Below are 25,908 nucleotides of genomic sequence, written 5' to 3'. Positions count from 1 at the left end.
GCCGTAGGGTTCACCTGACGGAGGGAGCAGCAGTGGTGGGTACCAGCGCCGTGCGCGTGCGGGGGCTCTGGAAGCGGTTCGGGCAGCAGATCGCCGTCGCCGGAATCGATCTGGAGCTGCCCGCGGGGAAGTTCGTCGGTCTGGTCGGGCCCAACGGGGCCGGCAAGACCACCACGCTCTCCATGGTGACCGGGCTGCTCCGGCCCGACCAGGGCACCGTGGAGATCGCCGGGCACGACGTGTGGCGGGACCCGGTCGCCGTGAAGGCGCGGATCGGGGTGCTGCCGGAGGGGCTGCGGCTCTTCGAACGGCTGTCGGGGCGTGAACTGCTCGCCTACTCGGGGCGGTTGCGCGGACTGCCCGGTCACGAGGTGGACCGGCGGACGGCGCAACTGCTCGACGTGCTCGACCTGGCCGGCGCCCAGCACAAGCTGGTCGTCGACTACTCCACCGGCATGCGCAAGAAGATCGGTCTGGCCGCCGCGCTCCTGCACAACCCCGAAGTGCTCTTCCTCGATGAGCCGTTCGAGGGTGTCGACCCGGTGTCCGCGCAGACCATCCGGGGCGTCCTGGAGCGGTACACCGGCTCCGGCGCCACCGTCGTGTTCTCCTCGCACGTCATGGAACTGGTGGAGTCCCTGTGCGACTGGGTGGCCGTGATGGCCGCGGGCCGCATCCGCGCCCACGGCTCCCTGGCCGAGGTGCGCGGCGAGGCCTCTACCCTCCAGCAGGCGTTCCTGGAACTCGTCGGCGCGCAGGGCCGGGCCGCCGGATCCGACCTCGACTGGCTGGGCGGCGGTAACCGGTGAGCGCCGCCGCCCGGGCCGGTTCACCGGAGCTCTCGATCACGCCCGTCGTCGTACGCCTGAAACTGTCGCTGCTGCGCAACGGGCTGCGGCAGTCCGGCAACCGGCGCGCGGCCTGGATCGGGTCGGCCGTCCTCACCCTGTTGTTCGCGGTGTCGCAGCTCATCGGGCTGATCGCGCTGCGCGGCCACCCGCACATCGCCTCCGTGGCCGTGCCGGGCGTGGCGGTGCTGGCGCTGGGCTGGGCGGTGATGCCGCTGTTCTTCCCCAGCGGCGACGAGACCCTGGACCCGACCCGCCTGGTGATGCTGCCGCTGCGCCCGCGACCGCTGGTCCGCGCGCTGCTGGCCGCCTCCCTGGTCGGCGTCGGGCCGCTGTTCACGGTGCTGCTGCTGGCGGGCTGCGTGATCTCGGTGGCGCACGGGGCTGCGGCCTGGGTCGTCGCGGTCGTCGCCGTCGTCCTCGCGCTGCTGGTGTGCGTGGCCCTCGCCAGGGCCGTGGCCGCCGCCAACATCCGGCTGCTGACCAGCAGGAAGGGCCGGGACCTCGCGGTGCTGAGCGGACTGGTCGTCGCGATCGGGGCGCAGTTCGTCAACTTCGGCATGCAGCGGCTCGGCGCGGCGGGGCTGGCGCAGCTCGACCCGGTGGCGGACGTGCTGCGCTGGCTGCCGCCCGCGTCGGCGGTGGGCGCGGTGGACTCGGTGAGCCGCAGCTCGTACGGCGCCGCCGCGGCCCAGCTCGCCCTGTCCGCGGTCGCCCTGGCCGCGCTGCTGCGAGCCTGGGCGCGCAGCCTGACCTCGCTGATGACCTCCCCCGACGCCTCGACGCTCCAAGCGGCCGACACCGCCACGCGCGAGCGGTCCCGGGCCGGCGGCCTGACCCGGCTGCTGCCGGCCGGCCGCACCGGCACGGTCATGGGGCGCAGCCTGCGCTACGTCTGGCGGGACCCGAAGACCAAGGCCGCCTGGGTGACCTCGCTGGCCATCGGCCTGATCGTGCCGGTGTTCAACGCGCTCCAGGGCACCGGGTCGCCGTACTTCGCCTGCTTCGCGGCCGGGATGCTCGGCGTGCAGATGTACAACCAGTTCGGTCAGGACACGTCCGCGTTCTGGATGGTCGCGCTGACGATCTCCACCCCGCGCGACGCCTACGTCGAACTGCGCGGTCGCGCGCTGGCCCTGCTCGCGGTGACCCTGCCGTACGCCGTGGTCGTCACGGTGCTGACGACCGCGCTGCTCGGCCAGTGGCCGCGGCTGCCCGAGGTGCTCGGCCTGTCCTTCGGCATACTCGGCGCGATGCTGGCGACCGGGGCGTGGACGTCGGCCCGCTTCCCGTACTCCATCCCCCAGGAGGGGTACAAGAACGTGGCGCCGGGCCAGGCAGGCCTCGCCTGGATCGCCGTCTTCGGCGGCATGGTCTCGGCGGCCCTGCTGTGCTCCCCCGTCATCGCCCTGACCATCTGGGCGAACGTGAGTGCGAGCGGCGACCGCTGGGGCTGGTTGCTGCTGCCGGCCGGCGCCCTCTACGGCGCCGGGATCGCCCTCCTCGGCCTGCGCCTGGCCGCTCCCCGCACGGCGGCCCGGCTCCCGGAGATCCTGGCGGCGGTGAGCAAGGGCTGAGCGACGCGTCCGCACGGCCGCCGGCGGAGACGGTCAGCGGCGGAGGCGGTCAGCGGCGGTGGGCGGTGGCGACGTGGACGCGGAAACCGCACGGGACCCGGCCGTCCGGCCCCGCCAGCCCGGCCGCCTCGGCGAGGAAGGTGTCGCGGAGGCGGGCCACGGCGGCCGGGGCGAGCGGACCGACGTCGTAGATGCCGGAGACCGACGCCCAGACCCGCTCGAGTGGACCACCGAGGTCGATCGGGACGGTCTCCCAGGCCGGCGGGCCGAACCCGGCGGGCCGCAGCAGCGCGCCGAGGCCCTCGCGGCTGCGGGTCCTGCGGTCCCCCAGCGCCGGGACGCGCTGCCCGGCGGGCGCGCCGCGCACGGCGGCCCGCAGCAGCGAACCGAACAGCTCGTACGCCTCACCGCCCACCGCACCGCCGCCGACCACGCAGGCCAGCACACCGCCGGGCGCCAGCACACGGGCGGCCTCCGCGAACACCCGTTCGGCGTCGCCCATCAGCATCAGCGCCAGATGGACTTCAGGAACGCCTCCTGCTCGGCCGCCGTCGTCCGCGCGCTCATCGGGTGAGGACCGCCTCCACGAACGGTGCGATGGCCGAGCGCCAGGCCTCGGGCTGGTCGTAGTGGACGAGGTGGCCGGCGTCGACGACCTCCGCGTACTCGCCGCGCGGCAGGACGCGCACCATCTCCTGGGCCTCCGCGCGGCCGAGTTCGCCGTCCAGGCCGCGGACGACGAGAGCCGGGCACCGCACCTGGGTCAGTTCCTCCCAGTGCGCGTCGTACACCCATGTCTCGCGGGAGGTGAGCATCTGCTCCGGTTCGAAGACCGGGCGCCAGCCGTCCGCGCACTCGTGCATGATCTCGGCGTAGAACTCGCCGCGGGCCGGGTTCGGGCGGTCCGCCCAGGGGTCGTCCTCGCCGAACCACTGGCGGACGTCGGCGAGGGAGGCGAAGGGCAGCGGCCAGGTCCGGAACCAGTCCTCCCACTGGCGCTGGGAGGCCGCGCCGAGCGCGGAGGCCCGCATGTCGCAGATGATCACTCCGCGCACCAGGTCCGGGCGCTTGGCGGCGAGCTGCCAGGCGGTCAGCGCGCCCATGGCGTGCCCGATGACGAGGGCCGGGCCGAGGCCGAGCTGTTCCACGGCCGCCTCGGCGTCCTCGACGTAGGCGTCACGGGTGTAGGCCGACCGCGGGGGCTTCTCGCTCTGGCCGTGGCCCCGCTGGTCGAGGGCGACGGCCCGGTACCGCCCGGAGAGCCAGCGCGCGGTCTGCGCCCAGTGCGAGGCACGGCCCATCAGCCCGTGCAGTAACAGCACACCGGTGGGGCTCTCGGGGGACGCGGCGGCGGGGCCGGCCACGGGGGCGGAGGGCGCGACCGGCCCGTTCGGCCTGTTCGTTCCGGGCCGCCCGTCGGGCCCGGGCGACGCCGAGGGTACGGGCAGCCCGGCCGGTTCCGCCTGGGCCGGGACGAAGAGCCGGCCGGTCTCCGTCCCGCCGGCCCGGTGGCCGGTCCTCGGGGGTTCGGCGAACTCCCAGGCGGCAAGCCGTACGCCGCCCGCCCCGGTCACGTCGATACGCCGCGCCATCGGTCCTGGCACCCCCCTGGCTCCGCTCCGGCCGCTCGTCTCCGGTCGGGCCGGCCGATCCTGTGAACCGCGTTCCGCTGTGTCCATGCCGTTGTGCACATTCCTGTAGCGCAAGTCCCGTGCGACTCGTCACTCCCACGCTATCGAATGCGTATTCGAAAATGCCGTTTCCGTAGCGAACACCCCTCGTTCGAGTGACCCTCCGTCAGGAATGATCGCCGCCGCCGGGGGGAGATCTTCAACGGGAGGCGGACCACTCGGGGAAAAGGGGTCCGAGGGGGACGACCCTGGGAGCTCGGGGCTCCGGGTCGCCACAGGGGAGGACAGGCCCCGGCGCCGCACGGCGCCGGGGCCCTCTCCATGTCCGCGGCACATCCGCCCCACCCCTTTGGGTCATATGCCTCTCGCGACAGCCTCGCACGCGAACCGTCGCGGCGCTGCCGTTCGACGCGCTGAAATCCAGAAGGGGACGGGAGGGACGCCAAGAGCGGCGGGAGGGGGAAGGGGCGGACGCGTCCGGCCGGGTCAGCGCTTGGCGACGAAGACGTGCGAGGCGATCTCCGCCTCCAGCTCGGCCGCCTCACCGCCGCTGCCGACCAGCACACCGCCCGCCGACTCCGTCACGCTCACCACCGAGCCGGGCTGCACGCCCGCGCGACGCAGCGTGTACATCAGCTGCGCGTCCGTCTGGATGGGCTCGCCGATCCTGCGGACGACGACCGTCTTGCCGTCGGAACCCGGGTCCAGGTCCGCCAGCGACACCATGCCCTCGTCCAGGAACGGGTTGGCGCCGTCCTTCTCGCCCAGCTCCTCCAGGCCCGGGATCGGGTTGCCGTACGGCGACTCGGTCGGGTGCCGCAGCAGCTCCAGCACCCGGCGCTCCACCGCCTCGCTCATCACGTGCTCCCAGCGGCACGCCTCGGCGTGCACCTGCTCCCACTCCAGGCCGATCACGTCGACCAGCAGACACTCGGCGAGCCGGTGCTTGCGCATGACGCGCGTGGCCAGCCGACGGCCCTCGTCCGTGAGCTCCAGGTGCCGGTCGGCGGCGACCGAGACCAGGCCGTCGCGCTCCATCCGCGCGACCGTCTGGCTCACCGTCGGCCCGCTCTGGTCCAGCCGCTCGGCGATCCGGGCGCGCATGGGGACGACGCCTTCCTCCTCCAGCTCGAGGATGGTGCGGAGGTACATCTCCGTGGTGTCGATCAGTCCGGACATATGTGCCCCTCGATTACCTCTGCCGGGAGTCCGAGGACTCCCCGGCGCGTGCGCTGGCCCTGAACCCAATTCTGACGCATACCACTGACAACCGGAGCGCTCCGCCGGAACGTCGGGTGGCGCGCGGTGGACGCCCGGCGGCGAGCGGCGGGCCGCGGACGGCGGCGGCGGGCGTCGAGGCCCGGCGGCGAACGGCGCACGGACGCGGCGTCCGAGCCGAACGCGGCGGCGGGACCTGCCGTATTGACACGGCTGTGGTCCAGACCTCACCGTGATCGGCGACACGCAGACACCCCGAAGGGACGGACTTCGCATGAGCGACCGCACGCTGGCCGGCCAGTTCTTCGACGCCGCCATCGGCCTGCTCCAGCGGGTCCGCGACGAGGAGGCCGACGCCATCGCGGCCGCCGGCACCCTGCTCGCCGACACCGTGGCCGCCGGCGGCCGGCTGTTCGCCTTCGGGGCGGGCCACTCCTCCCTCGCCGCCCAGGACGTCGTCTACCGCGCCGGCGGCCTCGCCCTGATGAACCTCCTCGCCGTCCCCGGCGCCGTCGGCGTCGACGTCGTGCCGGCCACCCTCGGCTCCGCCCTGGAACGCGTCGACGGCCTCGCCTCGGCCGTCCTGGACAGCTCGCCCGTCGAGGCCGGCGACGCGCTGGTGATCGTCTCGCTGTCCGGCCGCAACGCCCTCCCGGTCGAGATGGCCATGGCCGCCCGCGCCCTGGGCGTGAAGGTCATCGGCGTCACCTCGGTGGCCTACGCGTCGGAGACGACGTCGCGGCACGCCTCGGGGACGTACCTGAAGGACCACTGCGACCTGGTCCTCGACTCCAAGATCGCCGTCGGCGACGCGGAGCTCACCCTCGACACCGTGCCGGCGCCCTTCGCCCCCGCCTCGACGGTCGTCACCTCCGCCCTGCTCCAGGCGGTCATGGCCACCGCCGCCGGCGCCCTGGCCGAGCGCGGCATCGAGCCCCCGCTGCTGCGTTCGGGCAACGTCGACGGCGGCCACGAGTGGAACGCCCGGATCTTCGACCAGTACGCCGACCGCATCTTCTACCGGCGCTGAGCGGGCGCCCACCGGCGTCACTCGCCGGCCCCGCGATCCGCCGAGTACAACGATTCCCACAATCTTGCGGGAATCAGGTGTGTGCTGCGTCACGTTCAAGTTGAATGATGGCCAGTGAGTGAGACGAAGCGGAGCGCCGTACGCGCGGACGCAGCCTGCAGGGGGTCCAGGTGAGTGCTTCCCGGCGTAGTGGGGCCACCGACGAGCTGGGGCCGGACGAGCCGGAGCGGGGCGGGCCCGGGGACGCGGCGGCGTCCCACGGTCCCGGCGGTCCCGACGGCTCCGACCTGCTCGCCGCACTGCTCGACGGCATGGACGCCGCGCTGTGCGCCTTCGACGCCGACGGGGTCGTCACCCACTGGAACCGCGAGGCCGAGCGGATCCTCGGCTGGAGCGCCGCCGAGGCCGTCGGACGGCACGGCTTCGCCGGCTGGGCGGTGCGCAGCGCGGACGCCGGGGAGGTCGAGGGGCGGCTGATGGCCGCCATGCACGCGCCCGGCCGGCAGGTGCACGAGTTCGCGCTGCTCACCAAGGACGGCGGCCGGGTGCTCGTGCGCACCCAGTCCGCGGCCGTCCGGGGGCCCGACGGCAGACCCGCGGGGCTCTACTGCGCGTTCAGCGAGGTCCACGCGCAGATCGACCTGGAGCGGTCCATCGCGCTCAGCGAGGCCCTCTTCGAGGACGCCTCCTGGGGTGTCGTCCTGGTCGACGCCGACCTGCGGCCCGCCGTCGTCAACGCCCACGCCGCGAAGGCCCTCGGCACCGGCCGCACGGCGGCGCTCGGCCGTCCGCTCGGCGAGCTGCTCTCCCAGGGCGTGGAGGAGCTCGAGTGCTCGCTCGCGCACGTCCTGGCGGAGGGCGCGCCGCCCGCGCCGGCCGAGATGTGGGTGACCGTCCACACCCCGGAGGGCGAACGGCGGCGCTGCTGGCGCAGCGGATTCGTCCGGCTCGCCTCGCCGCTGGCCGAGGAGCCGGTGCCGCTCGGCGTCGCCTGGCTCTTCGTCGACGTCACCGAGACCAGGCAGAGCGAGCAGGAGGCCTCGCTGCTGCGGTTCCGCACCAACCAGCTCCACCGGGCCGCCCGGGCCGCCGCCGAGTGCGAGGACCCGCTGGACGCCGCCACCGTCCACCTCGACTTCGCGCTGGCCGGCTTCGCCGACCACGCCCTGATCGACCGTGTGGCGGGCGGCGCCGCGCCGCCGGAGGACGGCCCCGCCGCCCCGGTCCGGCTGGTCCGGGTCGCCGCCACGCCCACCGCCGGTCCGGGCCCCACTCTGCTCACCGGCCGGTCCGGACTGCCCCTCCGCTACGGCACGGGACACCCCGCCCTGCAGTGCGTGGAGCGGATCGGCTCGGTACGGGCCACCGTCGGCGCCGCGCCGGCCGAACAGGCCCGCGAGTGGGCCCTGGCCCGGCAGTGGCCGGCGGACACGGTGCACGCCCTGTGCGCGGTGCTGCGCAGCCGGGGCCGCACCCTGGGCGTGGTCACCTTCCTGCGCGGTTCCGGCCGTGCCCCCTTCGAGCGCTCCGACACCGCCCACGCCGAGGACGTGGCCGTACACATCGCGACGGCGCTGGACCTGGCCGGGCGGGAGCGGGAGGGCCGGGCCTGAAGGTCCCGGCGGCGCGGTACGGCGCGGGCCCTGCGCGCCGCCCCCCACCGGGCCCTGCGCGCCGCCCCCCACCGGGTCCTGTGCGCAGCACCGGCCGGGAGCCGGGGCCGGGCCGGGTGCCGGGAGCCGGGGCCGGGCCGGGTGCCGGGGCCGGCCGACGGGCGGCTCGAAAAAAGCGGTTGATCGGGGGCCGACCGCTTCTTAGGGTGTGGAGTACACGAGAAGGGAGGTGGTTCGGCAGATGTATGAGAACCGGACGCGTGAGGTGGCTGCGGGCTAGCGGCCCGTCACCACATCCAGTGCGGTGCCGGACCAGTGCGCGAAAGACGCGTGCAGCCGGCCCAATCCCAAGCAGTCACCCGACCCGCGAGCTGCCGGTACGTCCGGCCGGCTTCTCCGCCCAGGCGGAGGGACCCAGCTCGCGGGTCGCCTGCGTTCAGGGGCTCGTGCCCACGGGGCGCGGGCGGGCCGCCCCTCGGGCGCGAGCCCGTGGCCCGTCCCGTCGTCGAGGGCCCGCACCCATGGGCGCGGGCCGTTATCCGGGCGCCGGCCGTCAGGGGCTCAGCCGCTCCACCCGCCAGCCGCCGTCCTCCTCGGCGACGTAGCGCAGGCGGTCGTGCAGGCGGTTCTCGCGGCCCTGCCAGAACTCCACCGTCCGCGGGGCGACCCGGAAGCCGCCCCAGTGCGGTGGGACGGGGACCTGCTCGCCCTCCGGATAGCGGGCGGCCAGTTCGGCGTACGAGGCGTCCAGGGTCCCGCGCGTGTTGATCACCGTGGACTGGGCGCTGGCCCAGGCGCCGAGCTGGGAGCCGTGCGGGCGGGTGCGGAAGTAGGCGGCGGTCTCGTCCCGGCCGGTGCGGCGGGCGACGCCCTGGACGATGACCTGGCGGGCCATCGGGTGCCACGGGAAGAGCAGTGAGACGTACGGGTTCTCGGCCAGGTCGCGGGCCTTGCGGGAGTCGTAGTTGGTGTAGAAGACGAAGCCCCGTTCGTCGAAGCCCTTGAGCAGGACCGTACGGGAGCTGGGCCGGCCTTCGGCGTCCGCCGTGGAGACGATCATGGCGTTGGGTTCGAACAGGTGGCCCTCGGCCGCGGCCTGCTGGAACCAGTGGGCGAACTGCGCCACGGGCGTGTCGGCCAGGTCAGCCTCGGCGAGGCCCTCGGCCCGGTAGTGCTTGCGCATGGCGGCGAGGTCGAGGGACGCGGATTCTCCGGCTTCTCGGTCGGTCACGCGGTCATCTTGCCGTATCCGCGGCCCGGTGCTGCCGGGTGTCCTTCATCACTGACTGGCACTCAGTGCCGTGTGCTCTCCCCATCCGTGCCGCCCGGGGATATCGTGCTGCTGTCGTCCAGGTGGGGTGACCGCCGACCGCACGGGGCATCACAAGGGATGACCGCCCCGGACCGCGAGTCATCGCACACGACCGCGGATCCGCGCCGGCGGACGCCCACGCACGCCACTTCTGACCTTCGACAGCTGGTCGTCGTCCCCACCGCACCACCTGTCGCACAGACCACGAGGAGCCGCCTGATGTCCGACTTCGTACCCGGGCTCGAGGGAGTCGTCGCGTTCGAGACGGAGATCGCCGAACCGGACAAGGAGGGCGGCGCCCTGCGGTACCGGGGCGTCGACATCGAAGAGCTGGTCGGTCACGTCTCCTTCGGCAACGTCTGGGGACTGCTCGTCGACGGCGCCTTCAACCCCGGCCTGCCGCCGGCCGAGCCGTTCCCGATCCCCGTGCACTCGGGTGACATCCGCGTGGACGTCCAGTCGGCGCTGGCGATGCTCGCCCCGGTGTGGGGCCTGAAGCCGCTGCTGGACATCGACGCCGAGCAGGCCCGTGACGACCTGGCGCGGGCCGCCGTCATGGCGCTGTCGTACGTCGCCCAGTCGGCGCGCGGGCAGGGCCTGCCGATGGTGCCGCAGCGGGAGATCGACAAGGCGAACTCCATCACCGAGCGGTTCATGATCCGCTGGCGGGGCGAGCCGGACCCCAAGCACGTCGCGGCCGTGGACGCCTACTGGTCGTCCGCCGCCGAGCACGGCATGAACGCCTCCACGTTCACCGCCCGCGTCATCGCCTCCACCGGCGCCGACGTGGCGGCGGCCCTGTCGGGCGCGGTGGGCGCCATGTCCGGCCCGCTGCACGGCGGCGCGCCCTCCCGCGTCCTCGGCATGATCGAGGAGATCGAGCGGACCGGGGACGCCGAGGGGTACGTCAGGCAGGCGCTGGACCGCGGTGAGCGGCTGATGGGCTTCGGCCACCGGGTGTACCGGGCGGAGGACCCGCGCGCCCGGGTGCTGCGCCGTACCGCGCGGGAGCTGGGCGCGCCGCGCTTCGAGGTCGCCGAGGCGCTGGAGAAGGCGGCCCTGGAGGAGCTGCACAACCGCCGTCCCGACCGGGTCCTGGCGACCAACGTGGAGTTCTGGGCGGCGATCATGCTGGACTTCGCCCAGGTGCCGGCGCACATGTTCACGTCGATGTTCACCTGCGCGCGCACGGCGGGCTGGTCGGCGCACATCCTGGAGCAGAAGCGCACCGGCCGCCTGGTCCGTCCCTCGGCCCGCTACATCGGTCCGGGCCCGCGCAGCCCGCGCGAGGTGCCGGGCTACGAGGACATCGCGCGCTGACCGGATCGCGCCGGGGGCGGCACGCGGAGCACGGCTCGGCGTGCCGCCCCCGGCGGTTCAGCCCAGCGCCTCGTCGAGGACGGCCGCCCACTGGGCGACCACGCGTTCGCGGCGGGCGGCGTCGTCGGTGAGGAGGTTGGCCAGGCCCAGGCCGCGGGCCATGTCGAGGAGACCCTGGACGGTCTCGCGGGCGCCGGGGCGGGACTCGTCGGCGCCGAGCAGTTCCACGGCTATGCGGTGGGTCTCGCGGCCGACGCGGGCCTCCAGCTCGGTGACGCGGGCCCGGAGCTGGTCCTCGTTGGAGGCGGCGACCCACAACTGGAGGGCGGCGCGGAAGAGGGGGCCGGTGTAGAGGTCGACGAGGGCGGTGACCACGGCCCGGCGGTCCTGCGCTGCGCCCTGCCCGAACAGGTCGCGCAGGGCGGTGGAGCGTTCTTCGGCGACGTACTCGACGGCTGCCGTGAAGAGGTCCTCGCGGGTGGGGAAGTGGTGCTGGGCGGCGCCGCGGGAGACGCCCGCGCGTTCGGCCACGACGGACACCGTGGAGCCCGCCCAGCCGTGTTCGGCGAGGCAGGCCACGGCGGCCTGGAGCAGCCGCTGCCGGGTGGCCCGGCTGCGGTCCTGCTTGGGGACCCGCTCGACCGTGCTCACGCCCATGCCGTTCCTGCCGCTCTCGCTGGTCTCACAGCACCCATGCGGGATCCCGTCGTTCGAGGAAGGCCGTCATCCCCTCGCGTGCGTGCGGGGAGGCGAACAGCCGGGCCGAGAGCGCGATGAGGTCCGCCGCGTCCCGGTCGAATGCCTCCAGCACCCTAGCCGTGAGCAGGCCCTTCGTCTCGGCCAGCCCTTGCGGTGCGGACCTGCGCAGGCCGTCCAGGACGGGGGCGAGGGCCTGGTCCACGTCGTCCGCGGCGATCGTCAGCAGGCCGATGCGGGCCGCTTCGGCCGCGTCGAGGCGTTCACCGGTGAGGTAGTAGCGGGCGAGGGCGCGGGGGTCGGCGCGGGCCGTCACCGTCAGGGAGATCACCGCGGGGGCCACCCCGATCCGCACCTCGGTGAACGCGAAGGTGGCCGCGGCGGAGGCGGCGGCGATGTCGCAGGCGGCGAGCAGGCCGAGGCCGCCCGCGCGGACGTGCCCCGTCACCCGGGCGACGACCGGCTTGCGCAGGGCGACGATCCGCCGCAGCAGTGCGACCAGGGCCTGCGGGTCGGGCGGGTCGCGCAGGTCGGCGCCGGCGCAGAAGGTGTTGCCGGTGTGGGTGAGGAGGACCGCGCGGACACCGGGGTCCTCGCCGCAGTCGGCGAGCGCGTCGTCGAGTTCGCCGACGAGGGCCGCGGACAGGGCGTTGCGGGTGCCGGGCGAGTCGAGGGTGAGGATTTCGACGCCGCGGGCACGGTCGCGGGTGACGGTCTCGGTCATGGACGCTCCCTGAGCTCACGCCGCAGGATCTTGCCGGATGCGGCCCGCGGCACGGTGTCGATGAAGGTGACCCGGCGGACGCGTTTGTAGGGGGCGACGCGTTCGGCGACGTACCCCATGACGTCCCGCGCGCTGAGGTCCCCGGCGGCCGGCCGGCGCACCAGGTACGCGTGCGGGACCTCGTCGCCGTCGTCGCCCTGGACGCCGACGACGGCGGCGTCGATGATGCCGGGGTGGGTGAGCAGCAGTGCCTCCAGTTCGGCGGGGGCCATCTGGTACCCCTTGTACTTGATGAGTTCCTTGACGCGGTCGACGACGAACAGCCAGCCGTCGGCGTCGACGTGTCCGACGTCCCCGGTGTGCAGCCAGCCGTCGGCGTCGATCATGGCGGCGGTGGCGTCGGGCCGGCCCAGGTAGCCCTTCATCACCTGGGGGCCGCGGATCCAGATCTCCCCGGCCTCGCCGGTCCCGAGGTCGCCGCCGGTCCCGTCGAGGGCGACGATGCGCATCTCGGTGCCGGCGACGAGCTTGCCGACCGTGCCGGGCGGGGCCTCGTGCAGGGCGTCCGGCGGGACGACGTGCGTGCCCGGGGACAGTTCGGTCATGCCGTACGCCTGGCCGACCGGCGGCAGGCCCAGGCGCCGGGAGCAGGCTGCCGCCAGAGCGGCGTCCAGCGGGGCCGCCGCGCTGATGACGTACTCCAGGGAGGAGAGGTCGTACCGGGCGACCACCGGGTGCTTGGCGAGGGCGAGCACGATCGGCGGGGCGACGTACAGGCCGGTGATGCGGTGGTCCTGGATGGCGGCGAGAAAGGTCTCCAGTTCGAAGCGGGGCAGGACGACGACGGTGGCGCCCTGCCTCAGGGGCGCGTTCATGAGGGCGGTCAGTCCGTAGATGTGGAAGAACGGCAGGACGGCGAGGATGCGCTCGCCGGGTCCGGTGGTGATCGCCGGTTCCAGTTGCGCGAGGTTGGTGGCCATCTGGCGGTGGGTGAGCATGACGCCTTTGGGCAGACCGGTGGTGCCCGAGGAGTACGGCAGGGCGGCGATGTCCCGCGCCGGATCCAGGGCGACGGCCGGCTCCGGTGCGGTGCAGGCCAGCATGTCGAACAGCGAGCGGTGTCCGGGCGCACTGTCGCAGACCAGGATCTCCCGTACGCCGCCCGCGAGTTCGGCGGCCCGGCGGGCCGACTGGAGCAGCGGCGAGACGGTGACGATCCAGCGGGCCGCCGAGTCGTCGAGCTGTTTGGCGAACTCCTCGGGCGTGGCGAGCGGGTGCACGGTGGTGACCGAGGCGCCCGCACGGGTGGCCGCGTAGAAGGCGACGGGGAAGGCGATGGTGTTGGGGCTGTGCAGGGCGAGGACGTCGCCCTTGCGCACTCCGGCCTCGGCGAGGCCGGCGGCGACGCGCCGGTGGAACCGGTCCACCTGCTCGTAGGTGAGGATGGTGCCGTCCGTGCCGTCGATCAGCGCGGGCGCGTCGCCGAACCGGGCGGCGTGCCCCAGCACGGCCTCGTGGATGGGCAGTTCCACGGCCGGGACGTCTGCGTACTCGCTGCGGAACACGGTTCCTCCTCCTCGCGCGCCGGGCAGACGGGTCGGTGGGCCGGGTGGGGCCCGGTCGGCCGCGGGCCTGTGGGCTCCGGGCCTACGGGTTCGAGGCCCGCGAGCCTGCGGGTCTGAGGGCCCGCGGGCCCACGGGCTCGAGGGCCCGCGGGATCAGTACGACTTGGGCAGGCCCAGGCTCTGGTGCGAGACGTAGTTGAGGATCATCTCGCGGCTCACCGGCGCGATTCGGGCCACGCGCGCGGCCGTTATCAGCGAGGCGAGCCCGAACTCGCGGGTGAGGCCGTTGCCGCCGAGGGTGTGCACGGCCTGGTCCACGGCCTTCACGCATGCCTCCCCGGCCGCGTACTTGGCCATGTTGGCGGCCTCGCCCGCGCCCAGGTCGTCCCCGGCGTCGTACAGGTGGGCGGCCTTCTGCATCATCAGCCGGGCCAGCTCCAGGTCGATGTGCGCCTGGGCGAGCGGGTGGGCGATGGCCTGGTGCGCGCCGATGGGGGCCTTCCACACGGTGCGTTCGCGCGCGTACTCCACGGCCCGGGCGAGCGCGTAGCGGCCCATGCCGATCGCGAAGGCGGCCGTCATGATGCGTTCGGGGTTGAGTCCGGCGAACAGTTGCAGCAGGCCGGCGTCCTCGTCGCCGACGAGCGCGTCGGCGGGCAGCCGTACGTCGTCCAGGACCAGCTCGAACTGCTTCTCGGCGGCGTTGAGTTCCATGTCGATGGGCCGCCGCTGGAAGCCCTCGGCGTCCGGCGGGACGATGAACAGACAGGGCTTGAGGCGTCCGGTGCGGGCGTCCTCGGTGCGGCCGACGACGAGGACGGCGTCGGCGATGTCGACCCCGGAGATGAACACCTTGCGGCCGGTGAGCAGCCAGTCGGCGCCGTCTCGGCGGGCGGTGGTGGTGATGCGATGGGAGTTGGAGCCGGCGTCGGGCTCGGTGATGCCGAAGGCCATGGTGCGGGTGCCGCCGGCGAGGCCGGGCAGCCAGGCCCGCTTCTGCTCCTCGGTGCCGAAGCGGGCGATGACGGTGCCGCAGATGGCGGGCGAGACCACCAGCATCAGCAGCGGGCAGCCGGCCGCGCCCAGTTCCTCCAGCACGATGGAGAGTTCGGCGACCCCGCCGCCTCCCCCGCCGTGCTCCTCGGGCAGGTTGACGCCGAGGTAGCCGAGCTTGCCCGCCTCGGTCCACAGTTCGGTGGGCGGACGGCCCTCGGCGACGGTGCGGACGACGTACTCGCGTCCGTAACGCCTGCCGAGCGCGGACACGGCGGCCCGGAGGTCCTTGTGTTCCTCGGATTCGATGACGGGGCTCATGAGGGTCTCCCGAGTGCGGATGGTGTGTGGTTGCCGGGCCCTCGCGGGCCGGGTGTTTCCGTGAGGTCCCCTGGCGCCGGTGCCGTGGCGGCCGGCGTCCGTCCGTCGGGCAGCGGCGTCCGGGGGCTCTCAGGAGGCCCGCCTGCTCGAATGCTCCGGGGTGTGCCGGCCGGGCGGCGCGACGGGGCGGACGCCGCCTGCGGCGGCACTAGTCCGCCTGGACCACCGCCAGCAACGTGCCGGGCTCGACCTGGCTGCCGGGCACGGCGTGCAGGGCCGTGAGCGTTCCGGTGACCGGCGCGGAGATCTTGTGTTCCATCTTCATCGCCTCCAGCCACAGCAGTGGCTGCCCGGCCCGTACGGCGGCCCCCGCGGCCAGCCCGTCGGCGACGCGTACGACGGTGCCGGGCATGGGGGCGAGCAGCGACCCGGGGGCGTGCTGGGCGGCCGGGTCCGGGAAGCGCGGCAGGGCGGTGAGCGCGGTGCCGCCCACGTACACCCGGTCGCCGTAGCGGGCGACGTCGAACTTGCGCCGCACGCCGTCCACTTCGAGCACGACGAGAGCGGCGTCCGCGTGCACGACGCGCACCCCGTCGGCGTCGGCGGTGAGACCGTCGCGGGTGTGCCGGTAGCGCGCCTCGTGCTCCTCGCCCGCCATGAGGTACCGCTTGGCCTGCGGCTGGGAGGGCACGTTGCGCCAGCCGCCGAACCGGGACCGGCCGTGGGCGTCGGCGAGCGCGGCGGCCAGCGGGGCGTACGGGTCGGCGGCGGGCGCGGTCAGTTCGGCGAGGTGGCGGTCGTAGAAGCCGGTGTCCATGCGGCCGCTCGCGAACTCCTCGTGCCGCAGGGAGCGGACGAGCAGGTCCCGGTTGGTGACCGGGCCGTGGACGGCGGTCCGCTCCAGCGCGCCGGCCAGTGCGCGGACCGCCTCGGCGCGGGTGGGGGCGTGGGCGACGGCCTTGGCGAGCATCGGGTCGTAGTGGACGCCGATGGTGTCGCCGTCGGTGTAGCCGGTGTCCAGGCGAATGCCGTCGGGGACGGCGAGGCGGTGCAGGGTGCCGGTCTGCGGGGCCCAGTCGTGGGCCGGGTCCTCGGCGTACAGGCGGGCCTCGACGGCGTGCCCGTGGGCGGGCGGCGGGTCGGCGGCCAGGGCGTGGCCCTCGGCGACGCGGATCTGGAGCGCGACCAGGTCGATGCCGAACACGGCCTCGGTCACCGGGTGTTCGACCTGGAGGCGGGTGTTCATCTCCAGGAAGTGCGCCCTGCCGTCGGCCACCAGGAACTCCACGGTGCCGGCGCCGGTGTAGCCGACCGCGCGGGCGGCCCGCACGGCGAGGTCGTACATCTCGTGTTCCAGCTCGGCGGGGAGCCCGGGGGCGGGTGCCTCCTCGACGACCTTCTGGTGGCGGCGCTGGAGGGAGCAGTCGCGGGTGCCGAGGGGCCACACGGTGCCGTGGGCGTCGGCGAGGACCTGCACCTCGACGTGGCGGCCGCCTTCCAGGTAGGGCTCGACGAACACCTCCCCGTCCCCGAACGCGCTCGCCGCCTCCGCGCGCGCGGCGGCCAGTTCGGCGTCCAGGTCGGTGAGCCGCCGCACGATCCGCATCCCGCGTCCGCCGCCGCCGGCCGCCGCCTTCACCAGCACCGGCAGATCGGCCTCGGTGACCTCGCCCAGGGGTTCGACGCCCATCAGCCGCTTGGCGCGGGTCTTGGAGGCCATCGCCTCGACGGCGTGCGGCGGCGGACCGATCCACACCAGCCCCGCCTCCAGCACGGCCCGCGCGAAGTCGGCGTTCTCGGACAGGAAGCCGTAACCGGGGTGCACGGCGTCCGCGCCGGCCGCGACGGCCGCCTTCACGATCAGCTCGCCGCGCAGGTACGTCTCGGCGGGCGTGACCCCGGGCAGCCGTACGGCGGCGTCGGCCACCCGCGTGTGCAGCGCGTCGGCGTCGGCGTCGGAGTGCACGGCCACCGTCCGGATGCCCAGCTCACGGCAGGTGCGGAAGACCCGGCAGGCGATCTCGCCCCGGTTGGCGACGAGTACCGTCGAAATCATCGGATCCGCAGTCACTGGATCGATCCCTCACATCCGGAAGACGCCGAAGCCGCCGCGCGCGCCCTCGAAGGGCGCGGTGTGGACGGCGGACAGACACAGGCCGAGCACGGTGCGGGTGTCGCGCGGGTCGATGACCCCGTCGTCGTACAGCCGCCCGGAAAGGAACATCGGCAGCGACTCGGACTCGATCTGCCGCTCCACCATCGCCCGCAGCGCCGCGTCCGCCTCGTCGTCGTACGGCTGCCCCTTCGCCGCCGCCGACTGCCGGGCCACGATCGACAGCACGCCGGCGAGTTGCTGCGGTCCCATGACGGCGGACTTGGCGCTGGGCCAGGCGAACAGGAAGCGCGGGCCGTAGGCCCGCCCGCACATGCCGTAGTGCCCGGCGCCGTAGGACGCTCCCATGAGCACGGAGAGGTGGGGGACCCGCGAGTTCGAGACGGCGTTGATCATCATGGCGCCGTGCTTGATGATGCCGCCCTGCTCGTACTCACGGCCGACCATGTAGCCGGTGGTGTTGTGCAGGAACAGCAGCGGTACGTCGCGCTGGTTGGCGAGCTGGATGAACTGCGCGGCCTTCTGCGACTCGGCGCTGAACAGCACGCCCCGGGCGTTGGCGAGGATGCCGACCGGGTAGCCGTGCAGGGCGGCCCAGCCGGTGGTGAGGCTCGTCCCGTACAGCGGCTTGAACTCGTCGAAGTCCGAGGCGTCGACGATCCGGGCGATGACCTCGCGCGGGTCGAAGGGGACCTTCAGGTCGCCGGGGACGATCCCGGCGAGCTCCTCGCCGTCGTACCGGGGCGGCTCGGCGCCGGGGGGAGCGGGATGGGCCTTGCGGTGGTTGAGGCGGGCGACGACCCGGCGCGCCTGCCGCAGGGCGTCCCGCTCGTCGACGGCGAAGTAGTCGGCGAGGCCGGACACCCGCGCGTGCATCTCGGCGCCGCCCAGGGACTCGTCGTCGCTCTCCTCTCCGGTGGCCATCCTGACCAGCGGCGGCCCGCCGAGGAACACCTTGGCGCGCTCCTTGACCATGATCACGTGGTCGGACATGCCGGGGATGTAGGCGCCCCCGGCGGTGGAGTTGCCGAAGACCACGGCGACGGTGGGGATCCCGGCCGCCGAGAGCCGCGTCAGGTCCCGGAAGACGGCGCCGCCGGGGATGAAGATCTCCTTCTGGGAGGGCAGGTCGGCGCCCCCGGACTCGACCAGGCTGACGCAGGGCAGCCGGTTGGCGAGCGCGATGTCGTTGGCCCGCAGCGCCTTCCGCAGGCTCCACGGGTTGCTGGCGCCGCCGCGCACGGTGGGGTCGTTGGCGGTGATCAGGCACTCGACGCCCTCGACGACGCCGATCCCGGTGACCAGCGAACCGCCGACGGCGTATTCGCTGCCCCAGGCGGCCAGCGGGGACAGCTCCAGGAAAGGCGTGTCGGGGTCGAGGAGCAGCTCGATGCGCTCGCGCGCGAGCAGCTTGCCACGCCGCCGGTGCCGTTCGACGTATTTGGCGCCGCCGCCCGCGAGCGCCTTGGCGTGCTCGGCCTCGAGGTCGGCGAGCTTGGCGAGCATCGCCTCGCGGTTGGCCCGGTAGTCGGCGGAGCCGGTGTCCAGGGAGGAGGAAAGGACCGTCACAGCAGGGCCTCCGGGATGTCCAGGTGGCGGGAGCGCAGCCATTCGCCGAGGGCCTTGGCCTGCGGGTCGAAGCGGTGTTGGGCGGCGACGCCCTCGCCGAGGATTCCCTCGACGACGAAGTTCAGCGCGCGCAGGCCCGGCAGGACGTGCCGGGTGACGGGCAGCGCCCGGCTCTCCGGGACGAGCTGCCGGAACCGGTCGGCGGTCAGCTCGCCCGCCAGCCAGCGCCAGGCGTCCTCGGACCGCGCCCACACGCCGACGTTGGCGTTTCCGCCCTTGTCCCCGCTGCGGGCGCCGGCGACGAGCCCGAGGGGGGCGCGCCGCGCGGGACCGGGCGGAGGGGGCGCCGGCAGCGGCGGCTCGGGCACGTCCTCGAGTACGCGCGTGTCCCGGGCCGGTGGAACCGTGACGCGGCGGCCGTCGTGGAGGACGGCCACGTGACCGACGGCGTCCTGGGGGACCGCGGCGGCCTCGAAGACGCCGTACGGGGCGCCCTTGCCGGGCGGCGCGAGCACGTGGAAGCCGGGGTATCCGGCGAGCGCCAGTTCCACGGCGGCCCCGCTGAAGGACCGGCCCACGGCCCGCGGGTCCCGGTCCCGTACGACCAGGCGGAGCAGCGCGCTCGCCGTCTCCTGGGTGTCGGCGTCGGCCCGGTCGGTGCGCACCAGCTCCCAGCGCACCTCGCCGGGCGGTGACCCGGCGGCGTCGAACGCGTCCTCCATCTGCTGCCGCACCAGGGCCGCCTTGCGCTCGATGTCGAGTCCGGTGAGGACGAAGGCGACCTCGTTGCGGTAGCCGCCGATGCGGGTGAGACCGACCTTGAGGGTGGGCGGCGGCGCCTCCCCGCGCACGCCCCGGACGCCGACCCGGTCGGGCCCGTCCTGGCTCAGCCGCACGGTGTCCAGCCGGGCCGTGACGTCGGGCCCGGCGTACCGCGCGCCGCCCGTCTCGTACAGCAGCTGGGCGGTCACCGTGCCCACGTCCACGACACCGCCGGTGCCGGGGTGCTTGGTGATGACGCTGCTGCCGTCGGCGTGGATCTCGGCGAGCGGGAAGCCCGGGCGGCGCAGCCGCTCCGGCGCGTGCTCGGCGAAGAAGGCGTAGTTGCCGCCGGTGGCCTGGGCGCCGCACTCCAGCACGTGCCCGGCGACGACGGCGCCCGCGAGCCGGTCGTACTCCGTGGGCCCCCAGCCGAAGTGGGCGGCGGCCGGACCGGTGACCAGGGACGCGTCGGTGACCCGCCCGGTGACGACGACGTCGGCGCCCGCGCGCAGGCACTCGGCGATCCCGAAGCCGCCGAGGTAGGCGTGGGCGGTGAGGCTGCCGGGGTGGTCGGCGGTGCGGTCGTCGCCCTCGACATGGGCGACGCGCACGGGGATGCCGAGCCGCGCGGCCAGCTCCCGGACCTTCTCGGCGAGGCCGGCCGGATCGAGTCCGCCCGCGTTCGTCACGATCCGCACCCCGCGCTCGTGGGCGATCCCCAGGCACTCCTCGAGCTGGCGCAGGAAGGTGCGGGCGTACCCGGCGGTCGGGTCCCTGAGCCGGTCCCGGCCCAGGATCAGCATGGTCAGCTCGGCGAGGTAGTCGCCGGTGAGGACGTCCAGTTCGCCGCCGGTCAGCATCTCGCGCATGGCGTCGAAGCGGTCGCCGTAGAAACCGGAGGCGTTGCCGACGCGCAGTGCCCGGGTCACCTGGCCTCCACCTCGGCGGTCTCTCCCTCGGCGGTCTCTCCCCTGCCGGTCTCTTCCCCGCCGGTCTCTTCCCCGCCGGTCTCTCCCCCGCCGGTCTCTCCCCCGCCGGTCTCTCCCCCGCCGGTCTCTCCCCCGCCGGTCTCTTCCCCGCCGGTCTCTTCCCTGGGCGCGCGTCCGGTGCCGGGCGGCCCGGCGAATGCCTGGGCGATGTCCAGCCACCGGTCGGCGTCGGGTCCTTCGGCCCGCACGGCGAGGTCGGCGCGGTGGGCCCGCTGGGTGACCAGCAGGCAGAAGTCGAGGGCGGGGCCGGTAACGCGCTGGGACGCCTCCTCGGGTCCGTAGGCCCACACCTGTCCGGACGGGGCGACGACCTCCACCCGGAACTCCTCGCCGGGCACGGGCAGCCCCCGCGCCGCGAACGCGAAGTCCCGTGCCCGCACCCCGATGCGCACCACGTGCCGCAGCCGGCCGCCGGGCTGCCGCACCGCCCCCAGCGCGTCCGCCACGTCCTGGCCGTGGGCCCAGGTCTCCATCAACCGACCGGTGGCCACGGAGGCGGCCGACATGGGCGGCCCGTACCAGGGGAACCGGACGCCGGGCGCGGCCGCCCGCAGCGCGGCGTCGAGGGCGGCCCGCCCCTTCCGCCACCGCGCGAGCAGCTCCTCGGGCGGCAGTCCCGCCCCTTCCGCGGCTCCCCGGTCGACGTAGGAGCCGGGCGCGGCGAGCGCCTCCTGAACCAGCGAGCGGAAACGGTCGGCGTCGGTGACGGCGAGCAGCGCGGACCGGTCGGTCCAGGCGAGGTGGGCGATCTGGTGAGCGACGCTCCACCCGGGCGCGGGAGTGGGCAGCCTCCACTGCCCGGGTCCCAACCCGGCCACGAGCCGGTCGAGTTCTTCGCTTTCGTCACGCAGATCATCGAGCACGGGCGTCGGATCGGCCATGGGAGGGAGCATGGCAGCGACCCAAAAAACAATCAAGCATGCTTGCATGAATTACTGCGGAGGCAGACGGGGAACTACCGGGAACCACTCGCACTCGGGCGCTCCGCCGGCAACGGCGGCACGGAACAGGGACAGGGACAGGGGCAGGGGCAGGGGCAGGGGCAGGGGCAGGGGCAGGGGCAGGGACAGGGACAGGGACAGGGGCAAGGACCGGGGCAGGGGCAGGGGCACGGGCACGGGCAGGAAGGCAGACGGTGTTCCGTGGTGCGGGGGATCGGGTTGGAGGCCGCCTCCCGCCCTGGCACCGTGGGGGCCGGCCGCGCGCCGGACCCCATGCCCCACGCCTTCGGCACCGGCACCGCTGCGGGCCGGTCCCGCTCCGGACCCCTACGCCTCCGGCACCGCCGTGGACGCCGGTCCCGCTCCGGACCCCTACGCCTCCGGCACCGGCGCCTTGGCCTGCCGCACCTGCGTGCGCACCGCACCCATGCTCGCCGCGATGACCAGCAGGATGGCTACGCCCTCCGCCGGGGAGAGCGCCTGGTGCAGGACGAGGAAGCCGGCCGTTGCGGCGATGGCCGGTTCCAGGCTCATGAGGATCGCGAAGGTGGGGGCGGGCAGGCGGCGCAGGGCGAGCAGTTCGAGGGTGTACGGCAGGACGGAGGACAGCAGCGCCACCGCAGCGCCCAGCCCGAAGGTCGTCGGGTCGGCGAGCTTCGCGCCCGACTCGGCGATGCCGAGCGGCAGGAACAGCAGCGCGCCGACCGCCATGGCCAGGGCCAGCCCGTCGGCCTGCGGAAAGCGCCGGCCCGTGCGGGCGCTGAAGACGATGTACGTCGCCCACATCGCGCCCGCGCCCAGCGCGAAGGCGACACCGGCCGCGTTCAGGTCGCCGAATCCCCCGCCGCCCAGCAGGAAGACGCCGCCCAGGGCCAGTCCCGCCCAGACGAGGTTGACCGCCCGGCGGGAGGCCAGGACGGACAGGGCGAGCGGACCGAGGACTTCGAGGGTGACGGCGGGTCCGAGCGGGATGCGGGCCACGGCCTGGTAGAAGAGGCCGTTCATGCCGGCCATCGCGACACCGAAGGCGACGACCGTGCCCCAGTCGGCGCGCGAGTGCCCGCGCAGCCGGGGCCGGCAGAACAGCAGCAGCACGATCGCGGCGACCAGCAACCGCAGGCTCACCACGCCCAGCGCGCCCGCTCGCGGCATCAGCGTCACCGCGAGGGCGCCGCCGAACTGCACCGAGATGCCCCCGGCGAGCACCAGGCCGACCGGCCCGAGGGAGCCGAAGCGGCCCTGACCCATGGGCGCGGGCGGGCCCGCCGGCGCGGGGGCGACCGGGTTCGCGGAGGACGGGGCGGCGGTGCCGGGGGTACTCGGGGTGCTCACGGGCGATCCATCTGGCTCGGGCTTTGTACATCGCGATGTACTACTAAGTCCAGGGTAGTGGACCGCGTCAGGCGTGTGAACCCATACGGAACTGTCACCGTCCTCACGTCCGGCATGGATGTCAGCTCCGCTCCGTCCGGCCCGCGGCCGTGCGGCCGGGTTCGAGCGCGGCCGCCAGCACCTGCGCCAGATGCCGCCCCCGCACCCCCGCCAGTTGCTCCAGTTGCGTGCGGCAGGAGAAACCGTCGGCGAGCAGCACCGTGTCCTCGCCGGCCCGCCGTACCGACGGCAGGAGCTGTTCCTCCGCACAGGCCGTGGACACCTCCCAGTGGCCCTTCTCGAAGCCGAAGTTGCCCGCCAGGCCGCAGCAGCCGCCGGAGAGCTCGCCGGTCAGGCCCGCCGCCGCGCGCAGCCGGCGGTCGGCCGAGTCGCCGAGCACGGCGTGCTGGTGGCAGTGGGTCTGGCCGGCGACCGTGCGGTCCACCCGGGGCGGGGCCCAGCCCGGGGCGTGCCGCTCCAGGGTCTCGGCGAAGGTCAGCACCCGGTCGGCCAGGCGCCGGGCGCGCGGATCGTCGGGCAGCAGTTCGGGCAGGTCGGTGCGGAGGGCCGCGGCGCAGCTCGGCTCCAGGACGACGACCGGGGCGGTGGTCTCCAGCACGGGTCCCATCAGGTCCAGGGTGCGGCGCAGCACCGCGCGGGCCTGGTCGAGCTGGCCCGTCGAGACGTATGTCAGCCCGCAGCAGACCCTCCCCCGGCCGCGCAGCAGGGACACCGGATTCAGGATCGCCGACCGGCCGTCGCCCACCGGTGGCCGGCGCAGCCGCAGGGTCGGCGGCAGCGCCACCCGCAGTCCGGCCGCCTCCAGCACCCGTACGGCGGCGCGGCCCACGTCGGGCGAGAGGTGCTCGGTGAAGGTGTCCGGCCACAGCACGACCAGGTCGCCGCCGCCCTCCCCGGGGCGGTGCGGACGTCTGCGCCACCATCGGGTGAACGGCTGCGAAGCCAGTCGCGGTATGCCTCGTTCGGGCGCCACCCCGCCCAGCCGCTTGGCGACGGCGGCCAGCGGGCGTACGGCGGCGAGCGCGTTGACGACCGGGGCCGCCCGGGTGCGGGCCGCCCAGCGCAGCCACACCGGCAGCCGGCCCATGACGTAGTGGGCGGCGGGGCGGCGACGGCCCGCGTAGTGGTGGTGCAGGAACTCCGCCTTGTAGGTGGCCATGTCAACCCCGACCGGACAGTCGGAACGGCACCCCTTGCACGACAGGCACAGGTCGAGCGCGTCCCGGACCTCCGCCGACCGCCAGCCGTCGGTCACCACCTCGCCGGCGAGCATCTCGTGCAGCAGCCGGGCGCGCCCTCGTGTGGAGTGCTCCTCCCGCCCCGTCGCCCGGAAGGAGGGGCACATCACCGCCGCGCCCGGCGCCTCGGCCGTACGGCACTTGGCGACCCCGACGCACCGGCGGACGGCCGCCGAGAAGTCGCCGCCGTCGGCGGAGTAGCCGAACGCCACGGGCACCGGCCGGCGCGGCAGCACGGCGAAGCGCAGGTTCGCGTCCAGGGGCGCGGGGCGGACCAGCATCCCGGGGTTGAGCAGGTCGTCCGGGTCCCAGACGGCCTTCGCCCGCTCGAACAGGGCCACCGTCTCCGCGCCGTACATCCTCGGCAGCAGCTCGGCCCTGGCCTGCCCGTCCCCGTGCTCCCCGGACAGCGAGCCGCCGTGCGCCACCACCAGCTCGGCGAGCTCCTCCGAGAACCGCCGGAACCGGCCGACGCCCCCTTCGGTGAGCAGGTCGAAGTCGATGCGGACGTGGACGCAGCCGTCCCCGAAGTGCCCGTACGGGGTGCCGCGCAGCCCGTGCGCGGCCAGCAGCCCCCGGAACTCCCGCAGGTACGCGCCCAGCCGGGCGGGCGGCACCGCGCAGTCCTCCCACCCCGGCCACGCCTCGCTGCCGTCCGGCATCCGCGTCGCCGTGCCGCTCGCGTCCTCGCGCACGCGCCACAGCGCGCGCTGCGCGGACGCGTCCGTCACCACGAGGGCGTCGACGGCGTCGGCCGCGCGCACGACCGCCTCCGCACCCGCGCGTGCCTCCCGGATGGTCTGCCCGCCCGTCTCCACGAACAGCCAGGCGTCACCCCCGGGCAGCCCGGCCGCGGCGGCCGGCACCAGGTCGCGGGCCATCCCCTCCACCGTGAGCGGCCCCCATGGCAGCAGACCGGCCGCGGCCTCGGCGGCGGCGCTCTCGTCGGCGTACCCCAGCACGGCCAGCGCCCGCGCGCGGGGCGCCGCCACCAGTGACACCACCGCCTCGGTCAGGATGCCCAGGGTGCCCTCCGAGCCGCAGAAGGACCGCGCCACGTCCGCGCCCCTCTCCGGCAGCAGGGCGTCCAGCGCGTACCCGGAGATGCGGCGGGGCAGTTCGGGGAAGCCCGTCCGCAGCCGCGCGAGCTCCCCCGCCGCCAGTTCCCGCAGCCCCCGCGGCGCGCCGGCCCACTCCCGGCCGAGCCGCAGCGGCCGCCCGCGCGCGGTGAGCACCGACAGCTCCCGCACACTGTCGGCGGTCGTGCCCCAGGCCACCGAGTGGGAGCCGCACGAGTTGTTGCCGATCATTCCGCCGAGCGTGCAGCGGCTGTGCGTGGACGGGTCGGGTCCGAAGCGCAGCCCGTGCGGCGCGGCGGCCTCCTGGAGCCGGTCGAGGACGAGTCCCGGCTGGACGACGGCGGTACGGGCCTCCGGGTCCAGTTCCAGCAGTGCGCTCATGTGCCGGGTGAAGTCCAGCACCACGCCCGTGCCGGTCGCCTGGCCCGCGATCGACGTCCCTCCGCCCCGCGCGACCACCGGCACCTCGTACGTCCGGCACACCTCCAGCACGGCCGCCACGTCGTCGGCGTCCCGCGGGGCCACCACACCCGCCGGGACGCGCCGGTAGTTGGAGGCGTCCATGGTCACGAGCGCCCGGGCGGTGGCATCGAACCCGACCTCGCCCCGGACGACCCCGCGCAGCTCCGCTTCGAGACCCGAGAGATCCGTCATGCGTCCAGGATGCATCCGATCACGCACAGTCACGGCGACTTTTCCACAGCCTCACGCATATCGTCGTACGACCTCATGAGTTCACTACTCGGCGATCTCGTCTCACCGGACGGACATGGTTCCGTCCGGTTTCACCCAGCCGATACCCTCCGACTCGTGGCCGACATCCAGATCCCCGCTGACATCAAGCCCGCCGACGGACGTTTCGGCGCTGGCCCCTCCAAGGTACGGATCGAGGCGCTGGACGCCCTCGCCGCCACCGGCACGTCCCTCCTGGGCACCTCCCACCGTCAGGCTCCGGTGAAGAACCTGGTCGGCAGGGT

General features: G+C 74.4%; 19 protein-coding genes and 2 pseudogenes. 6 read left to right on the top strand and 15 right to left on the bottom strand.

All coding sequences use genetic code 11. The features are described from left to right. The first annotated feature begins 14 nt into the window (after positions 1–14). Complete coding sequence (locus tag ACF061_RS13805; RefSeq protein ID WP_392267316.1) at positions 15–809, top strand: ABC transporter ATP-binding protein; 795 nt, start codon at positions 15–17, stop codon at positions 807–809. Then, positions 806–2,425 carry a transporter gene (locus tag ACF061_RS13800; RefSeq protein ID WP_392267068.1) on the top strand — a complete coding sequence of 540 codons (1,620 nt, stop codon included), beginning with the start codon at positions 806–808 and terminating at the stop codon, positions 2,423–2,425. Before ACF061_RS13805 ends, ACF061_RS13800 begins: the two co-directional genes overlap by 4 nt. A gap of 49 nt (positions 2,426–2,474) precedes the next feature. Here ACF061_RS13800 and ACF061_RS13795 read toward each other — a convergent pair whose 3' ends face one another. The 3 genes from ACF061_RS13795 to ACF061_RS13785 form a co-directional block, all read right to left on the bottom strand. Next, on the bottom strand, positions 2,475–2,933 hold the full coding sequence (locus tag ACF061_RS13795; protein ID WP_392267067.1) for a hypothetical protein: 459 nt from the start codon (positions 2,931–2,933) through the stop codon (positions 2,475–2,477). Between the two features lie 55 nt (positions 2,934–2,988). Continuing rightward, a complete protein-coding gene (locus ACF061_RS13790; RefSeq protein WP_392267066.1) occupies positions 2,989–4,017 on the bottom strand; it encodes an alpha/beta fold hydrolase in 1,029 nt (342 codons plus the stop codon). Positions 4,018–4,542: 525 nt separating this feature from the next. Next, complete coding sequence (locus tag ACF061_RS13785; protein WP_392267065.1) at positions 4,543–5,235, bottom strand: metal-dependent transcriptional regulator; 693 nt, start codon at positions 5,233–5,235, stop codon at positions 4,543–4,545. 313 nt (positions 5,236–5,548) lie between these two features. Between ACF061_RS13785 and ACF061_RS13780 the strand changes: the two genes are divergently transcribed. Together ACF061_RS13780 and ACF061_RS13775 are read left to right on the top strand one after the other, a co-directional pair. Then, positions 5,549–6,304 carry an SIS domain-containing protein gene (locus ACF061_RS13780; RefSeq protein ID WP_392267064.1) on the top strand — a complete coding sequence of 252 codons (756 nt, stop codon included), beginning with the start codon at positions 5,549–5,551 and terminating at the stop codon, positions 6,302–6,304. Between the two features lie 170 nt (positions 6,305–6,474). Beyond that, positions 6,475–7,917, top strand: a complete 1,443-nt coding sequence (locus ACF061_RS13775; protein ID WP_392267063.1) for a PAS domain-containing protein — start codon at positions 6,475–6,477, stop codon at positions 7,915–7,917. Positions 7,918–8,470: 553 nt separating this feature from the next. Here the strand turns inward: ACF061_RS13775 and pdxH are convergent. Further along, the gene (gene pdxH / locus ACF061_RS13770) at positions 8,471–9,148 is read right to left on the bottom strand and encodes a pyridoxamine 5'-phosphate oxidase (RefSeq protein ID WP_392267062.1); all 678 of its coding nucleotides are present in this window, start codon (positions 9,146–9,148) and stop codon (positions 8,471–8,473) included. A gap of 300 nt (positions 9,149–9,448) precedes the next feature. Here pdxH and ACF061_RS13765 point away from each other — a divergent pair, with 300 nt between their 5' ends. Then, the gene (locus tag ACF061_RS13765) at positions 9,449–10,549 is read left to right on the top strand and encodes a citrate synthase 2 (protein ID WP_392267061.1); all 1,101 of its coding nucleotides are present in this window, start codon (positions 9,449–9,451) and stop codon (positions 10,547–10,549) included. A gap of 57 nt (positions 10,550–10,606) precedes the next feature. Here ACF061_RS13765 and ACF061_RS13760 read toward each other — a convergent pair whose 3' ends face one another. From ACF061_RS13760 to ACF061_RS13710, 11 genes and pseudogenes are all read right to left on the bottom strand, one after another. Further along, complete coding sequence (locus tag ACF061_RS13760) at positions 10,607–11,206, bottom strand: TetR/AcrR family transcriptional regulator (protein ID WP_392267060.1); 600 nt, start codon at positions 11,204–11,206, stop codon at positions 10,607–10,609. A gap of 25 nt (positions 11,207–11,231) precedes the next feature. Continuing rightward, the gene (locus ACF061_RS13755; RefSeq protein ID WP_392267059.1) at positions 11,232–11,969 is read right to left on the bottom strand and encodes an enoyl-CoA hydratase family protein; all 738 of its coding nucleotides are present in this window, start codon (positions 11,967–11,969) and stop codon (positions 11,232–11,234) included. Next, entirely contained in the window at positions 11,966–13,534 is a 1,569-nt protein-coding gene (locus tag ACF061_RS13750; RefSeq protein WP_392267058.1) for a 4-coumarate--CoA ligase family protein, read from the bottom strand. Before ACF061_RS13750 ends, ACF061_RS13755 begins: the two co-directional genes overlap by 4 nt. Before the next feature lie 153 nt (positions 13,535–13,687). Further along, positions 13,688–14,848 (bottom strand): acyl-CoA dehydrogenase family protein, encoded by a 1,161-nt coding sequence (locus ACF061_RS13745; protein ID WP_392267057.1) that lies wholly within the window; start codon positions 14,846–14,848, stop codon positions 13,688–13,690. A 208-nt stretch (positions 14,849–15,056) separates the two neighbouring features. Then, positions 15,057–16,904, bottom strand: a complete 1,848-nt coding sequence (locus tag ACF061_RS13740) for a biotin carboxylase N-terminal domain-containing protein (protein WP_392267056.1) — start codon at positions 16,902–16,904, stop codon at positions 15,057–15,059. A 27-nt stretch (positions 16,905–16,931) separates the two neighbouring features. Further along, complete coding sequence (locus tag ACF061_RS13735; protein ID WP_392267055.1) at positions 16,932–18,530, bottom strand: acyl-CoA carboxylase subunit beta; 1,599 nt, start codon at positions 18,528–18,530, stop codon at positions 16,932–16,934. Further along, positions 18,527–20,161: an acyclic terpene utilization AtuA family protein gene (locus ACF061_RS13730; RefSeq protein WP_392267315.1), complete on the bottom strand. Its 1,635-nt coding sequence runs from the start codon at positions 20,159–20,161 to the stop codon at positions 18,527–18,529. The genes ACF061_RS13735 and ACF061_RS13730 overlap by 4 nt, the downstream gene beginning before the upstream one ends. Before the next feature lie 215 nt (positions 20,162–20,376). Then, positions 20,377–21,162 (bottom strand): annotated as a pseudogene (locus ACF061_RS13725) (TIGR03084 family metal-binding protein); the annotation flags it as partial. A gap of 51 nt (positions 21,163–21,213) precedes the next feature. Continuing rightward, positions 21,214–21,399: a hypothetical protein gene (locus ACF061_RS13720; protein ID WP_392267054.1), complete on the bottom strand. Its 186-nt coding sequence runs from the start codon at positions 21,397–21,399 to the stop codon at positions 21,214–21,216. Between the two features lie 195 nt (positions 21,400–21,594). Continuing rightward, complete coding sequence (locus ACF061_RS13715; protein WP_392267053.1) at positions 21,595–22,554, bottom strand: DMT family transporter; 960 nt, start codon at positions 22,552–22,554, stop codon at positions 21,595–21,597. A gap of 121 nt (positions 22,555–22,675) precedes the next feature. After that, a complete protein-coding gene (locus tag ACF061_RS13710; protein WP_392267052.1) occupies positions 22,676–25,585 on the bottom strand; it encodes an FAD-binding and (Fe-S)-binding domain-containing protein in 2,910 nt (969 codons plus the stop codon). A 156-nt stretch (positions 25,586–25,741) separates the two neighbouring features. On the opposite strand from ACF061_RS13710, the pseudogene ACF061_RS13705 reads away from it, so the two are divergent. Beyond that, a pseudogene (locus ACF061_RS13705) lies at positions 25,742–25,908 on the top strand (phosphoserine transaminase); the annotation flags it as partial.

This window comes from Streptomyces sp. NPDC015220, from assembly GCF_043079345.1.
Lineage (GTDB): Bacteria > Actinomycetota > Actinomycetes > Streptomycetales > Streptomycetaceae > Streptomyces.
This window is presented reverse-complemented; position numbering and strand designations above follow the sequence as displayed.